Source organism: Pseudoalteromonas sp. BSi20429 (assembly GCF_000238895.1).
In the GTDB taxonomy this organism is placed as follows: domain Bacteria; phylum Pseudomonadota; class Gammaproteobacteria; order Enterobacterales; family Alteromonadaceae; genus Pseudoalteromonas; species Pseudoalteromonas arctica.
In genome coordinates this window covers 121,499-134,516 of the sequence record NZ_BADV01000115.1, presented here as the reverse complement: position 1 = coordinate 134,516, position 13,018 = coordinate 121,499, and the positions used below count along the sequence as shown (strand labels likewise).

The following is a 13,018-nucleotide window of genomic DNA, read 5'->3' as shown; positions in this document are numbered from 1 at the left end:
ATGAAAGCGATTTTATTAGGACTGAGCTTATTTCCGTTGGCGGTATTAGCGGGTGAAAAAATAGATAAGCAAATAGACGTACCAAGTGGCGGCACTATTTTTATTGAAAACCAACGCGGTGATATACATATTACAGGCTGGGATAAAAACGAATTTAAAGTATCTGGCGAGCTTGATGACAAAGCCGAGGGTTATGAGCTTAAAACAAATGGCGATAAAACTCAGTTTATTGTAAAAATGCCACGTAAATCAAATTGGAGTAATAATGGCGATGGCTCAAGCCTAACCATATTTATGCCTAAAAGCAGTAGTTTAGAGTTTGCTGGCGTTAATGTATCGGTGACTGCGAAAGAGCTAAAAAACGGCGCTGAAGTTGATGTGGTTAATGGTGAAATTACGGTAGATGATATTACTGGCAACATTAAGCTCACCACCGTAAATGGTGATGTAAATGCAGAAAACCTAAGTGGTAATATTCAATTTGAAACCGTAAATGGCGAAATTAACGATAGAAAATCAAGTGGTGAACTACGTTTTAGCGCTGTTAATGGCGATATTAAATCAACCTCAAGCGCCAATGATGTGCGCCTTGAAAATGTAAATGGCGATATAGATTTTACGCTATCGTCAATTAAAAACTTACGTATTAACACGGTGAATGGCGAAGCCGAAGTACATATTAAAGAGCTTTTAAAAGGCGGTGATGTACGTTTTGAATCGGTAAGTGGCGATGGTGATTTTTACTTTCCTGACAGCGTATCTGCAAATTTTGAAATTAAAGCGCACGCTAATGGCAAAATCATTAATAAAGTTACTAGCGATAAAGTCAGTAAAGCTAAATACGGCCCAGCCAGTGATTTAGAATTTAGCATTAATGGCGGTAATGCTAATGTTGAAATGGATACAATTAGTGGACGCATAGAGCTTCGTATTAAATAACGCTCATTCACCTTCACGATTACAAAAAGCAGGAAAAGATTTCCTGCTTTTCTATTTGCACAGCCCCTTCAAGTCGATAGAATAGAGCCATTCAATTTTACTACTGTGAAGTTATGGCCAAACCAGATAAGCAAGTCGATACACTTAAAGTTCCTCCCCATTCAATAGAAGCTGAACAATCTGTTTTAGGTGGCTTAATGCTTGATAACCAAGCGTTTGACCGCGTAGCTGAACTTGTTGTATCACAGGATTTTTATACCCGCACGCATAAGTTAATTTTTGAAGCGATGACGGCACTTGCTGAGATTGGCGATCCGATAGATTTAATCACTATTTCTGAAAGTTTAGAAAAAAATAATAAACTTGCAGGAATTGGTGGCTTTGCTTATTTAGCAGAAATAGCTAAAAACACGCCAAGTGCTGCTAACATTGACGCTTACGCAAGTATTGTACGCGAACGTGCTGTTGTACGTGAAATGATTGGCGTAGCGAACGAAATTGCAGAAGCGGGTTTTAACACCGAAGGGCGTACCAGTCACGACTTACTCGATTTTGCCGAAAGCAAAGTGTTTAAAATAGCTGAGCAACGAACAAAAAATAATGAAGGCCCGCAAAGCATTCATAGCATCCTTGAAAAAACCGTTGATAAAATAGAAGAGCTTTATCAATCACCACAAGATGGTGTTACGGGTGTAAGTACAGGTTATGCCGATCTTGATAAAATGACGACGGGCTTACAGCCTTCTGACTTAATTATTGTTGCAGCGCGTCCATCTATGGGTAAAACCACTTTTGCGATGAACCTTGCAGAACATGCTGCAATGACTCAAGACAAACCAGTATTAATTTACTCTCTAGAGATGCCTTCAGAACAAATTATGATGAGGATGTTAGCGTCTCTTGGCCGTATTAACCAAACTAAGGTACGTACTGGTCAATTAGATGATGACGATTGGGCACGACTTTCATCAACAATGGGCTTGTTGATGGAAAAAGGTAAAATGTACGTTGATGATGCATCGGGCTTAACACCTACCGATGTACGTTCACGTGCAAGGCGTATAGCCCGCGACCACGGTGGCATTAGTATGATCATGGTCGATTACTTGCAGTTAATGCGTGTACCAAGCCTTGCTGATAACCGAACGCTCGAAATTGCTGAAATTTCACGTTCACTTAAAGCACTAGCAAAAGAGCTAAAATGTCCGGTTGTTGCGCTTTCGCAGCTTAACCGTACGCTAGAGCAACGTGCCGATAAACGTCCTATTAACTCAGATTTACGTGAGTCGGGGTCGATAGAGCAGGATGCCGATTTAATCATGTTTATTTACCGTGATGAAGTTTATAACGAAGACAGTACTGACAAAGGTATTGCCGAAATTATCATAGGTAAACAACGTAACGGCCCAATTGGTAAAGTGCGTTTAACATTCCAAGGTCAATTTTCTCGCTTTGATAATTACGCGGGACCAGCGGTAGATGACGATTACTAATGCGCCTAGCCACTGCTGAAATTAATTTAGCTGCACTTGCGCATAATTTAGCGCAAGTTAAGTGCTTTGCACCTAACAGCAAAGTAATGGCGGTGCTAAAAGCAAATGCTTACGGGCATGGTTTAGTAACGATTGCGCAGCATTTAAATAATGCTGACGCATTTGCTGTGGCGCGAATAGATGAAGGGCTTGCCCTTCGAGCTGGGGGCTTAACAAAGCCAATAGTTTTACTAGAAGGCTTTTTTAACAAAGCCGACTTACCTATTTTACTCGCTAATAACTTTCAAACTATTATTCATGACGAATACCAATTAGCCGCGCTTGAAAAAGCAAAGCTCGATGCGCCAATAACATGCTGGTTAAAAGTAAATACAGGTATGCATCGACTAGGTATTGCGCCAGAGCAGTTTGAAGAGTTTTATAACCGCTTACAAAAAACACCTAACGCCAAAAATACCGTTAATTTAATGACCCACTTTTCGTGTGCTGATGATGTTGATAATGCCAAAACGGTTCAACAAATCACGTTATTTGATAACTTAGTGAATGGCATTGACCAAGCACATTGTTTATCAAATTCTGCTGGTATTATTGCATGGCCGAGCGGCCATGGTGATTGGGTACGCCCTGGGCTTATGTTATATGGCGTATCGCCAATGGCAAATAGCATTGGGCAACAACACAAATTAAAACCAGTTATGCGCTTAACTACGCGCGTAATTGCAGTGCGTAATGTACCAGCCAATGAGGCGGTAGGGTATGGTGGTCGTTGGAAAAGCGATAAACCAACCAAATTAGCCGTTGTGGCTATGGGTTATGGCGATGGTTATCCTCGGCACGCTAAAGAGGGCACACCAGTAATAATTGGTAAGCAGCGTTATGGTATTGTTGGCAGTGTTGCTATGGATATGATTAGCGTAGATATAGGCGCTAATGAGCACAATATTAAAGTGGGCGACAGAGTCACTATGTGGGGCCCTGAGCTACCAGTTGAAGAAATAGCATTATGCGCTGATACTATTCCTTACGAGCTATTATGTAATATTACACCGCGCGTAAGTTATGAGTATCAGCGTTAATACAGCTATAAAGCGGTATTTACTCTTTTATAAAGTAAACGTCGCTAAAGCCCATACGGGCAAATTCTTGGTCGCGAAAGTTACGAACAGAAGCAGACCCTTTTGAGGTCATTTCTATTTGCTGTACCATGCTTAAGTAATTAGTTAGATCAATACCTTCGGCGGCAGCAATTGCTTGATACATGTCGTGGTATTTATCTTTAGCGAAATTAATCTCGCGCGGTTCGTTTTTATATTTGTAGGTTATTCTACGTGCCATATTAAGCTCATTTCAATTGAGTGTTGCAGCGATTTTACACTGTATTTAATAACGGCTCTAGCATTGAATGACTTGTTGTAATCGGTAATTAAAATAAAGAGTCAAAAATGAAATTATCAGTAGAGATCAGTAAATACCCACTTCACCAAGATTATATCCCGTTTATTCAGGGCTTTATTGACAGATTAAACGAATACGATGATTTAAAAGTGATTACTAACACGTTATCAACGCAAATTTTTGGTGATTACGATTTAGTAATGCAGGTGTTAAATACCGAAATTAAACGTTCATATGAAGAATTTGGTAAAGCTATTTTTGTATGTAAGTTTCTCTCTGGCGACTTATCGCCTGAATAACCTATAATACCAACCTGCATAAATCTTTGATCAATTTAACGAATTAAATTGCACTATAACGTCGTTAAAAATTTTTTATTTAGAACAACTAGATACAAAAATTTTTGCCTAGTTCTAACGTAATTTTCTTAACGTTAAATAGACCCCGTATATAAGCAGATTGGTATAACAATCGGCACAACTAAACGGTAACTGCATAATATGGACTTTTTAACACAAACCTTAAGTGGTTTTACAGCAATGTCGCATTGGGAATATATTGCGGTAGGGTTGTCGATGGCTTATTTATTATTAGCAATAAAAGAAAGCTTATGGTGTTGGCCTGCGGCATTCTTTAGCACGCTCATTTATACAATAATGTACTGGAATGGCGCATTACTTATGGAGTCGTTACTTAATTTTTATTATATGTATATGGCTGTATTTGGCTGGGTTGTATGGCGTAAAGGCAAAGCTGCAAATTTAAATATTACATCGTGGTCGATAAACCGTCATGCTGTTTTAATTAGTTTAACAACCGTAGCTGCAATAGTTATTGGTTACGTTATGCAAAATTATACTCATGCCGATTTTGCTTATCTTGATAGTTTTACAACATGTTTTGCCGTAGTAACTACTTACTTAGTGGCTAAAAAAGTCCTCGAAAACTGGCTGTACTGGATTGTAATAGATGCCGCTTCTATGTATTTATATTATGAAAAAGGCTATTACCCAACGCTAGCACTCTTTATATTTTATACGATTATGGCTGCGTGGGGCTTTAAAACTTGGTACGAAGAGTACGAACAAAGCCAAGCTAAGCCTCTAGCACAGCTTTAATCAATGATTGCACATACTCAGTTAGTAAAAATGTGTAGTGCGTTTATAGAGCCTACAAGCATTGTTTCAAGCGAGCGACTACTTAATGGCTTTAGTAACGATAATTTTTTAATACGTACCGAGCAACAAGGGTATTTGTTAAAGTGTTATAAAAGCCATTGGCCAAGTGACGGCCTTGAAGCGCAGCGCTTTTTAAGTGACTTTAATATATGTCCTGCGCCTATTTGGCTTGATAAAGAAAACGGTCGTGCGGTATTTAATTATATTGAAGGCAAGAGCGCGCAATCGGATATAACGCTTAGCTTTATTAATAAACTTGCTCAAGTGCACAATTACAAAGTGTCTACCGCGCCAATGGATATAGCTAAAGAGCTTCATTTTTATCAAAGCACCCACGTATATACGCAATACAAACCTCAAATAGAGAAGGCACTCAAAGCCGTTGCAGCTATGTCATTTAATGCAGGCTTTTGTCATAACGACTTAGTAAAAGATAACATTATTGTAAATGCTTCAGGCATGTATTTAATTGACTTTGAATATGCACAAACTAATGATGTGTATTTTGATTTGGCAGCCCTTGCAGTGAGCTTTAATCTTAATGAGAGCAGTGAAAGTGCATTGTTAAATAACTATAAAAATAGTATCGATAAAACAAAAACGTTTAATCCTTCAATGGATAAGCTGAATTACTATAAGCTGTTTTTTTTAGTGTTATGTATTGGCTGGTATGAAGAGCGCAGCATAACTAGTAAATCTGTAATGTTACGCGCGCAGCTAACTAAACTCGTTAATAATACTTTTTTATAGATGTTAAAGACCACCAAAGCGCTCGGCGAGCTCTTTGTATTTTGTTACTTCGGCTGTATCAAATTGTGGTTCACCATTTTCATCTTCTGATTTAGCAATTAATAAACTTTCTCTAGAGAGACGTTTTACACGCTCTACTTTTACACCTAAAAACTCAGCAACTTGCTCAGTAGACATTAAACTCATCATTATTTCCTCGTATTAAATCCATCCGCACAGCGACAATCATAGTTTCAATGTTACTAAACCGTTACTGTTTCCTATTCAATAAGAATAAATAGCGTGTTTTTAAGCCATTGTGAAGTGTTTTATTTAAAAGAGTTTAATTAATAAGCATATAAGCTGATGTTACTGGTATTTATTTAAAGATCTCTTTATCATTGCTGATGCTAAAGCACTGATATCGCGAGTTGGTGTGGCGGCAACAAATGTGCTCTCGTGGTGAAATGGATATCACGTGGCCCTCCGGAGGCTGAGTTGTAGGTTCGATCCCTACCGAGAGCGCCATTTGCTTCTACATCTACTAATATTCCCCTCTATATTATCTAGCTTCTCATTAATTACTTTTGTATTTAAAAATGTATTACTGCATAAATTTTGAAATTTTATTGTAAGAACAGCTTTCTAGTTATTTATACAATGCAAAATTGCATTATTCAAAATGTTATCTAACGTTATGTAAGCATATACGACGAAATTATAAATGAGGAAAACCGATTCAATGTTAAATAGTCAGTTAGAAATACTCGCTCAAGGACATGCTTATCTTGAAAGTGTAACTAAAGAGGATTATTCGCAAATCGTTGCTCCTAATTTCATTAGTTCAGCTGGGTCACATATGCGCCACATTATCGATCATTACCAATCTTTAATGACGGGCTTTGGTATAAATAATATTGATTACGATAGTCGCCTACGCGGCAGTAATATTGAAAGTAACCCCTGCGAAGCTATAAAAAAAATTGCCGAGATAGCATCGTGGATTGAACAGCTAAGTACAGATGATTTTAATAAACCGCTGTTACTTTCAAGCGAAGTATCAATTAAAAGTAAAAATGTACAAACTGTAACAACCTCATTAGCACGAGAGCTTATATTTGTAGGAAGCCATGCAGTACATCACTATGCGATGATTTCACAAATTACCTTTGCACAAAAAGCATCATTCGACCAGAACTTTGGGTTAGCACCAAGTACAGCCACTTTTTTGAGAGAAAAAAGCCAACAAAGCCAATCTAAATCACTGCAAAGTTAATATGTGCACTTTAAGTTACTTCCTAACTGATGATGGCTACGAGTTGTTTTTTAATCGTGATGAACAAAAAACGCGAGAAATGGCAATCGCCCCGAGTAAGCACACAGGTAACGCAATTTACCCTATCGATCCGCAAGGGGGTGGTACTTGGCTTGGTGTATCGCATTGGGGGCAAACATTAGCTTTATTAAACGATTATCAAAGTGCATTTGATATAAATGCCGTAAAGCACAGCAGAGGCCTCTTAATCCCGCATTTACTAAGCAATAATACCCCTGCATTGTCTCAACTACAAAATATGGATTTATCGGGTTATGCACCTTTTAAATTGTGTATTTTTCCGGATAAATTATCGCTAAATAATGGTCACATCGCTTTTGTTCGATGGGACACAAAACAATTAATCGATTGCCAAGTTGAATCGCTTGCAACGTCATCTGGCGTTGAGCTAGAAACAGTTACACAAAAGCGTAAACAACAATTTAAGCAACTTATTGACTTAAGATATCCTGCAAGTGAGCAGTTTTTAGCATTTCATTACAGCAAAGCCGAGCAAGGCCAATATGGTGTAAATATGCAAAGAGAAGATGCAATGACAGTCAGTATTAGCCATATTAAAGTTGGTAACACTATACGCTTTAATTATTTTGATAAGCAGTCTCAGCTCATTAGCAGCATTAGTTGTTTAAAAGTGGCTGCAGCTTAACTAAATATTTTTATAGCTGTTACATAACTAAAAAAGTCGACGCAATTAATTACGTCGACTTTTTTGTTGCTCTATTTTCATCTGCAGTATTAATACAGCAGGTGAAAATTATGAGTGATTTATATAATCATCTTTTTTATCACCAAGGTAGAGTTTAAGTAGCTTTTCAGGCGCACTTGGTAGGTGCACACTTAAAAGTAATCCTGGGGTGTGATTAAAGTTACTGTCAATTCCCATACAATGAAATTGAGCGCCTAGCTTATGATATTGCTTTAATAAAATCGGTATGTCTTTTTTATCTTCTTCTATTCCCATAACCAATGTTGATACATGATCTATGTTTAACGTGTGATCACTAATAAAGTCTTCAAACTCTGGATGAATTTTATTATTAAAAGGCGTATTGGCGCTAACACCTTGTTTATTATTAACCATAGCATGGTCAATAATTGCGACAGAACGAGGGTCGTAAAGCTTACTTAATGAAACCGTGCCATATAAAGTCCTATAACGTGGGTTTTGCGCCATAAACGCACCGATCCCTTTAAATAGCAGTAATAAGCCATGGTAACTGCCTTGATGTTTTTGAACTATAAACGAGCGACCCATTTCCAAGCACGGCTGTTGTTGATTGATAAAAGAGGGTTCAAAATTAAACATTTGCGATAAATAAAGGGCGCTCACGTCGCTATTTTTTTGTAATAAATCAGTTTGTCCAATTCGATAAGCTCCAATGATCTCTTCATTTTTATGATCAAAAATAAATAAATGCATGTAGCTTGCGTCAAACTTATCTGTATCACATGACTCACCGCTTCCTTCGTTTAATGTACGAAAGGTTATTTCTCTAAGGCGTGTTATTTCAGCAACACAATTAGGTATTTGATCTTGATAACCGTAATAAACGGAGTAACTTTTGAAGTCTAATAAGTGCTGCTCGCTTGGTAAGCTAGCAAGTTCACTCGTCATTTTTGTTTTATCAACATCCTGCATAATCGCTTTTAGTTGCATTGACTGGGCATCTTCTTGCCAAGGTGTTACAAAGCGTTCATCGTTTAAATAGCAAAGCAGGCGCGCAATATCGTTAATTTCGTCAGTTTTCTCAAATTTATTTAATAACTTGGGTGTAAGTAAATTACCAGCACCTAAATTAATGGACCTTTTTTGAATTTTAAGTAATTCACGTATTAGCATTAATAATCTAAATCGGTAGTAAATACGTCCCAAATTGTAAAACATAGGGCTATTTTGACCACTAATAAACACAGGTAATAAAGGGGCTTGTGTTTTTAAGGCTAGTTGAGCCGCTAAGCGATTCCATTGACCGTCGGTTACACGTTGTTTTTTTGATTGAAAAAACGAAACCCTGCCAGCAGGAAAAACCACAAGTAAACCATCGTTATTTACATGTTTAAAACACTGTTTAATTGCACTGGTGTTAATGGCTGCTTTTGGTTTTAGCGGATTGGCAAAAATAAAATAATCTTTAATTTCTGTAAATATTTTTAAACCAACGTTAGCCATTACTTTAGTATCGCTACGATAATGGGTGAGTAATTTGGCAATTATTACGCCCTCAATCATGCCATAAGGGTGGTTACATACTACTATGCAAGGGCCTTGTTTAGGTATTTTGTTAATAACACCTTGTGCGCCAAGTACATTAATACCCAATACATTTAAAAGCTTTTCACTAAACTCCTGCTTATCTAAACCCGATAAATTATTAGAGAGGTATATATCACGCAGTTTATTTATACCTAATAAGCTATCGAGTAGTGGAGCGGCTATTTTTAATATATGACCCAAAGGCGAGGCTGTGTTTATTGCAGCCACACTTAGGTTTGATACGGGGTGGTTTAGTTTTGTCATATATTAGTACTCTTAAGAATTTAAAGCAGTTGTTATTAAGTGCTGTGTATATTGAGACCGAGGCAAAACAATATTATGTTCAAGAAAGGTTAATAAAGTTCGCTTTTTTATAATGATTAGATAAATTTTATAGCTAAATCACCTGCTTTTTAGTGATAAGCAATTTAGTGTAGTTGAGATGGAAGCGTTTAATTATTAAAAAGTAAAATAATCAGAATTACAGTGCAGCTCTAATAGGGCTGTAAATAATGGTTTTAGTTATATATAACTACTTACAACTCAAAAACTAGACTTTTAGGCTTAATTAATGCTATTTAAGGTACATATTCCTTAATAGAAAAATCCCGCCTTTATGCTAATTACTTTGCCCGTGTCTGAGCTTACTCCTGGTATGTATGTTGATAGCGTTACTAAGCAACATGAAGGGATCAATAGCATAAAAATTAAGACCAGTGGCTTAGTGCGCGATAGATCTATTATTAAGCGTTTAGTCTCTGAAGGGGTGCTTGAGCTGCTTATAGATTTTGCTAAAGGTGATGCCCCAGTTCCTGCCAAATATAAGCCTCAAAGCAAACCTAAAACATCTAATAGCCAGCAAAAAGCCGAAAAAACACCTATAGCAATCTCAATTGAACAAGAATTTGCTAAAGCGAGTGTCAATTACGATCAGCATGGCCGAAAGCTACAGTCGTTATACGGTGACTTAACATCTGGCCTGAGTGTTAATATAAAAGTGCTTGATGAAATAGCCAGCGAAATAGTCAGCTCAGTTTTTCGTAACGCCAACGCCATGACTATTCTTACTCGTATAAAAGATAAACACAGCTATAACTGGCGGCATATGATCAACTGCGCCATTTTTACCGCTGTATTTGCTAAATACTTAGGGTACAAAATGGCTGTTGTGCAAGAGCTTGCCATGGGCGCGTTACTTCATGATTTAGGCCAAGCTAAATTACCGCAGGGTATATTTTCAAAGCCAACTAAGGTTACTAATAATGAGCTCTTAGCGATTAAAAAGCATGTAGCGCAAGGTTTAGGTTTAGTTAAAGGCGAGAAGGGTATAACACCCCTTATGCTTGATATGATAGTGAATCATCATGAGCGCTTAGATGGCTCTGGTTATCCGCGAGGCCTACAGGCAGAGAAGTTAAGTCGTCCAGCGCGTATAATGGCAATTGTAGATGTGTACGATGCAATGACTGCCGATAGAATGCATCAAGATGGTGATGAACCAATCAACGCATTGCGGTACTTATTAGCCAATAAGCAATTGTTTGATGGTGAGTTAGTACAACGTTTTATAAAGTGTTTAGGGGTTCATCCGGTAGGAACTATTGTAAAATTAACGAATGAACGTTTAGCCTTAGTGCTTGAAGGGAACGTATTAAATCCTATTAAACCTAAAATTAAGCTATTTTATAATGCTAAGCACAATCATCATGTTACACCGAAAGACATCGATTTAAGTGAGCACACCCAAGAGCTTAAAATACTATCAAGTGTTAAGCCCTTAGATTATCAGATTAATTTGTCTCGCCTGCTAAAAGAGCATTTGCTGAACTAGCCTTACTGCATTGCCTTTTTTTAGTTTGTTTTGCAGAAATAAACGCACCCAAAAAGCAATTTCCCATCAGTGTTAACCATAACAAAGTGCCTAGCTCTACGTGCAATGCAAAACAACACAGCGCTAAAGAGATCAACGCATTTAACATTGCCCCTAACCAATAATGGTTTACGGGGTTATCGCATTGTCCTGCTTGAGTACATGCGCAGTAGTTTGCTTTGTAAAAGCAAAACACACTCGCCCCACAAAATATTAGCCCTGTAATAATAAATAAAATGATCACAGTTTTACTTCCATTGCGATTTTATAATGAGTGTAAGTTGCTACTAATTTCAAGTCAATCTAAATGATAATTAATTACATTTAGAGTGTTTACTCTAATACCACACTTCTAGTCCGATGAGTTTTAAATTACCGTTAATTTGTCGTTAAAATGTGGTTAAAAATCGGTTTTTTTGCTGTTTTTTGACACTTTCATAGAGTTTTTTACAAAAAATTAAGGTAGTGTAGCCAAGTTTTAAATCCTAATAACAACACACATAGTACCCAGACGGTCAGTTTGGTTAAGGACTCAACAATGAAATTTTCTAAAACTATTATTGCAGCTTCGCTTGCATTTGTTTCAGCTGATAGCTTTGCAGCTGCGTTTCAATTATCAGAGCAAAATGCATCGGGTTTAGGCCGTGCATACGCTGGTGAAGCTTCTATCGCAGACGACGCGTCTGTAGTTGCACGTAACCCTGCACTAATGACTTTATTTAAAGAAAAGCAACTAAGTGTTGCTGCTATTGGTGTAATTCCAGATGTAAGCTTAGAAGGTGAAGGCGCGCCAACTGGTATTGATCAATCTTCATTAGATGACGATAGCATTGCACCAAGTGCAGTGGTACCAGCAGCTTACTTTACTATGCCTTACAACGATAAAGTATCGATTGGTTTTGGTGCATTTTCTAACTTTGGTTTATCAACAGACTTTGACGATGACTACTCAGCAGGACAGATTGCTGGTAAAACAGAAATCTTCACCGTTAACTTAAATGCAAGCGTTGCTTATAAAGTTACTGAAAAGTTTAGCTATGGTATTGGCTTAAACGTAATTTACGCTGATGCAACTATTGTGCGTCATGCTGGCTCTGGTTTACCATTTGCTTCAAGCACTGAAGTTGTGAACTTGGAAGGTGATGATACAGGTTACGCTTTAAATGTTGGTTTAATGTATCAGCTAGATGATAACAGCCGTTTTGGTTTTAATTATCGTACAGAAACAGATATTACATTCGAAGGTGATTACTCGAATCAAATACCAACAGCTTTTGGTGGATTAAATGGAACTGAATTACCTGGTTCTGTTGAAATAACACTTCCTGCAATAGCTGAATTTTCAGGTTCTCATCAGTTAGATGAAAAACTTGGTCTTCATTACAGTATTTTATGGACAGGTTGGAGTAGCTTTGATTCATTAGAAGCACAAGTTACAGCTCCAACTGGCGATAAATTTAGCGCATTTAATAAAGATGAAAGCTTCTCTGATTCATACCGTTTCGCTGTTGGTTCAGATTACCAATATAACGAAGATTTATTACTTCGTGCTGGTGTAGCATTTGATCAGTCTCCAGTATCACAAGATCACCTGTCGATCTCTATCCCAGATACAGATCGTTTTTGGTTCTCATTCGGTGGTAACTACACAATTGATCAAAGCTCTAACGTTGATCTTGGTGTAAGTATTATCCGTGGTAAAACTCAGAACTTTGAAGAAGATGGATTTGAGTTTGAGTCAGAAGGTAATGCAGTACTTATTGGCGCTCAGTACAACTACAAGTTTTAATGTAGAAGTGTCTTGTGGTTAATCACAGGGCA

The 13,018-nt window shown here is 37.5% G+C and carries 14 protein-coding genes and 1 tRNA gene; 11 read left to right on the top strand and 4 right to left on the bottom strand.

Translation table 11 applies throughout. The annotated features are described in order from the left end of the window. The 3 genes from P20429_RS00115 (at position 1) to alr (ending at position 3,511) form a co-directional block, all read left to right on the top strand. A complete protein-coding gene (locus P20429_RS00115) occupies positions 1 to 939 on the top strand; it encodes a DUF4097 family beta strand repeat-containing protein (protein ID WP_007587309.1) in 939 nt (312 codons plus the stop codon). A gap of 113 nt (positions 940 to 1,052) precedes the next feature. Continuing rightward, on the top strand, positions 1,053 to 2,432 hold the full coding sequence (dnaB, locus tag P20429_RS00120) for a replicative DNA helicase (RefSeq protein ID WP_007587308.1): 1,380 nt from the start codon (positions 1,053 to 1,055) through the stop codon (positions 2,430 to 2,432). Next, positions 2,432 to 3,511, top strand: a complete 1,080-nt coding sequence (alr, locus tag P20429_RS00125; protein ID WP_007587306.1) for an alanine racemase — start codon at positions 2,432 to 2,434, stop codon at positions 3,509 to 3,511. Before dnaB ends, alr begins: the two co-directional genes overlap by 1 nt. A gap of 19 nt (positions 3,512 to 3,530) precedes the next feature. Here alr and P20429_RS00130 read toward each other — a convergent pair whose 3' ends face one another. Further along, the gene (locus tag P20429_RS00130; protein WP_007587305.1) at positions 3,531 to 3,770 is read right to left on the bottom strand and encodes a DUF2960 domain-containing protein; all 240 of its coding nucleotides are present in this window, start codon (positions 3,768 to 3,770) and stop codon (positions 3,531 to 3,533) included. A 107-nt stretch (positions 3,771 to 3,877) separates the two neighbouring features. On the opposite strand from P20429_RS00130, the gene P20429_RS00135 reads away from it, so the two are divergent. From P20429_RS00135 to P20429_RS00145, 3 genes are all read left to right on the top strand, one after another. Next, a complete protein-coding gene (locus P20429_RS00135; RefSeq protein ID WP_007587304.1) occupies positions 3,878 to 4,129 on the top strand; it encodes a hypothetical protein in 252 nt (83 codons plus the stop codon). 201 nt (positions 4,130 to 4,330) lie between these two features. Next, positions 4,331 to 4,948, top strand: coding sequence for a nicotinamide riboside transporter PnuC (pnuC, locus tag P20429_RS00140; RefSeq protein WP_007587303.1), 618 nt, complete (start codon positions 4,331 to 4,333; stop codon positions 4,946 to 4,948). Between the two features lie 3 nt (positions 4,949 to 4,951). Then, entirely contained in the window at positions 4,952 to 5,758 is an 807-nt protein-coding gene (locus P20429_RS00145) for a phosphotransferase (RefSeq protein ID WP_007587300.1), read from the top strand. A 3-nt stretch (positions 5,759 to 5,761) separates the two neighbouring features. On the opposite strand, the gene P20429_RS00150 is transcribed toward P20429_RS00145, so the two are convergent. After that, positions 5,762 to 5,944 carry a hypothetical protein gene (locus P20429_RS00150; protein WP_007587299.1) on the bottom strand — a complete coding sequence of 61 codons (183 nt, stop codon included), beginning with the start codon at positions 5,942 to 5,944 and terminating at the stop codon, positions 5,762 to 5,764. Positions 5,945 to 6,190: 246 nt separating this feature from the next. Here P20429_RS00150 and P20429_RS00155 point away from each other — a divergent pair. The 3 genes from P20429_RS00155 (at position 6,191) to P20429_RS00165 (ending at position 7,719) form a co-directional block, all read left to right on the top strand. Next, positions 6,191 to 6,265: transfer RNA gene (locus tag P20429_RS00155), tRNA-Arg, on the top strand. Positions 6,266 to 6,461: 196 nt separating this feature from the next. Continuing rightward, positions 6,462 to 7,013 carry a hypothetical protein gene (locus tag P20429_RS00160; protein WP_237715170.1) on the top strand — a complete coding sequence of 184 codons (552 nt, stop codon included), beginning with the start codon at positions 6,462 to 6,464 and terminating at the stop codon, positions 7,011 to 7,013. Between the two features lies 1 nt (position 7,014). Next, complete coding sequence (locus P20429_RS00165; RefSeq protein ID WP_007587297.1) at positions 7,015 to 7,719, top strand: NRDE family protein; 705 nt, start codon at positions 7,015 to 7,017, stop codon at positions 7,717 to 7,719. Between the two features lie 108 nt (positions 7,720 to 7,827). On the opposite strand, the gene P20429_RS00170 is transcribed toward P20429_RS00165, so the two are convergent. Further along, a complete protein-coding gene (locus P20429_RS00170; protein WP_007587296.1) occupies positions 7,828 to 9,591 on the bottom strand; it encodes a lysophospholipid acyltransferase family protein in 1,764 nt (587 codons plus the stop codon). A 352-nt stretch (positions 9,592 to 9,943) separates the two neighbouring features. Here P20429_RS00170 and P20429_RS00175 point away from each other — a divergent pair, with 352 nt between their 5' ends. Further along, the gene (locus P20429_RS00175; RefSeq protein ID WP_007587289.1) at positions 9,944 to 11,158 is read left to right on the top strand and encodes an HD domain-containing phosphohydrolase; all 1,215 of its coding nucleotides are present in this window, start codon (positions 9,944 to 9,946) and stop codon (positions 11,156 to 11,158) included. Here the strand turns inward: P20429_RS00175 and P20429_RS20960 are convergent. Then, positions 11,118 to 11,441, bottom strand: coding sequence for a hypothetical protein (locus P20429_RS20960; protein WP_007587288.1), 324 nt, complete (start codon positions 11,439 to 11,441; stop codon positions 11,118 to 11,120). The two genes, P20429_RS00175 and P20429_RS20960, sit on opposite strands and share 41 nt — an antisense overlap. Positions 11,442 to 11,735: 294 nt before the next feature. Between P20429_RS20960 and P20429_RS00185 the strand changes: the two genes are divergently transcribed. Then, positions 11,736 to 12,986 carry an outer membrane protein transport protein gene (locus P20429_RS00185; protein ID WP_007587287.1) on the top strand — a complete coding sequence of 417 codons (1,251 nt, stop codon included), beginning with the start codon at positions 11,736 to 11,738 and terminating at the stop codon, positions 12,984 to 12,986. Positions 12,987 to 13,018: the final 32 nt, after the last annotated feature.

Coding starts and splice junctions, on each gene's coding strand:
- P20429_RS00145 (WP_007587300.1), top strand. CDS start 4,952: ATGATTGCACATACTCAGTTAGTAAAAATGTGTAGTGCGTTTATAGAG.
- P20429_RS00150 (WP_007587299.1), bottom strand. CDS start 5,944: ATGAGTTTAATGTCTACTGAGCAAGTTGCTGAGTTTTTAGGTGTAAAA.
- P20429_RS00185 (WP_007587287.1), top strand. CDS start 11,736: ATGAAATTTTCTAAAACTATTATTGCAGCTTCGCTTGCATTTGTTTCA.
- pnuC (WP_007587303.1), top strand. CDS start 4,331: ATGGACTTTTTAACACAAACCTTAAGTGGTTTTACAGCAATGTCGCAT.
- P20429_RS00135 (WP_007587304.1), top strand. CDS start 3,878: ATGAAATTATCAGTAGAGATCAGTAAATACCCACTTCACCAAGATTAT.
- P20429_RS00170 (WP_007587296.1), bottom strand. CDS start 9,591: ATGACAAAACTAAACCACCCCGTATCAAACCTAAGTGTGGCTGCAATA.
- dnaB (WP_007587308.1), top strand. CDS start 1,053: ATGGCCAAACCAGATAAGCAAGTCGATACACTTAAAGTTCCTCCCCAT.
- P20429_RS00160 (WP_237715170.1), top strand. CDS start 6,462: ATGAGGAAAACCGATTCAATGTTAAATAGTCAGTTAGAAATACTCGCT.
- P20429_RS00130 (WP_007587305.1), bottom strand. CDS start 3,770: ATGGCACGTAGAATAACCTACAAATATAAAAACGAACCGCGCGAGATT.
- alr (WP_007587306.1), top strand. CDS start 2,432: ATGCGCCTAGCCACTGCTGAAATTAATTTAGCTGCACTTGCGCATAAT.
- P20429_RS00175 (WP_007587289.1), top strand. CDS start 9,944: ATGCTAATTACTTTGCCCGTGTCTGAGCTTACTCCTGGTATGTATGTT.
- P20429_RS00165 (WP_007587297.1), top strand. CDS start 7,015: ATGTGCACTTTAAGTTACTTCCTAACTGATGATGGCTACGAGTTGTTT.
- P20429_RS00115 (WP_007587309.1), top strand. CDS start 1: ATGAAAGCGATTTTATTAGGACTGAGCTTATTTCCGTTGGCGGTATTA.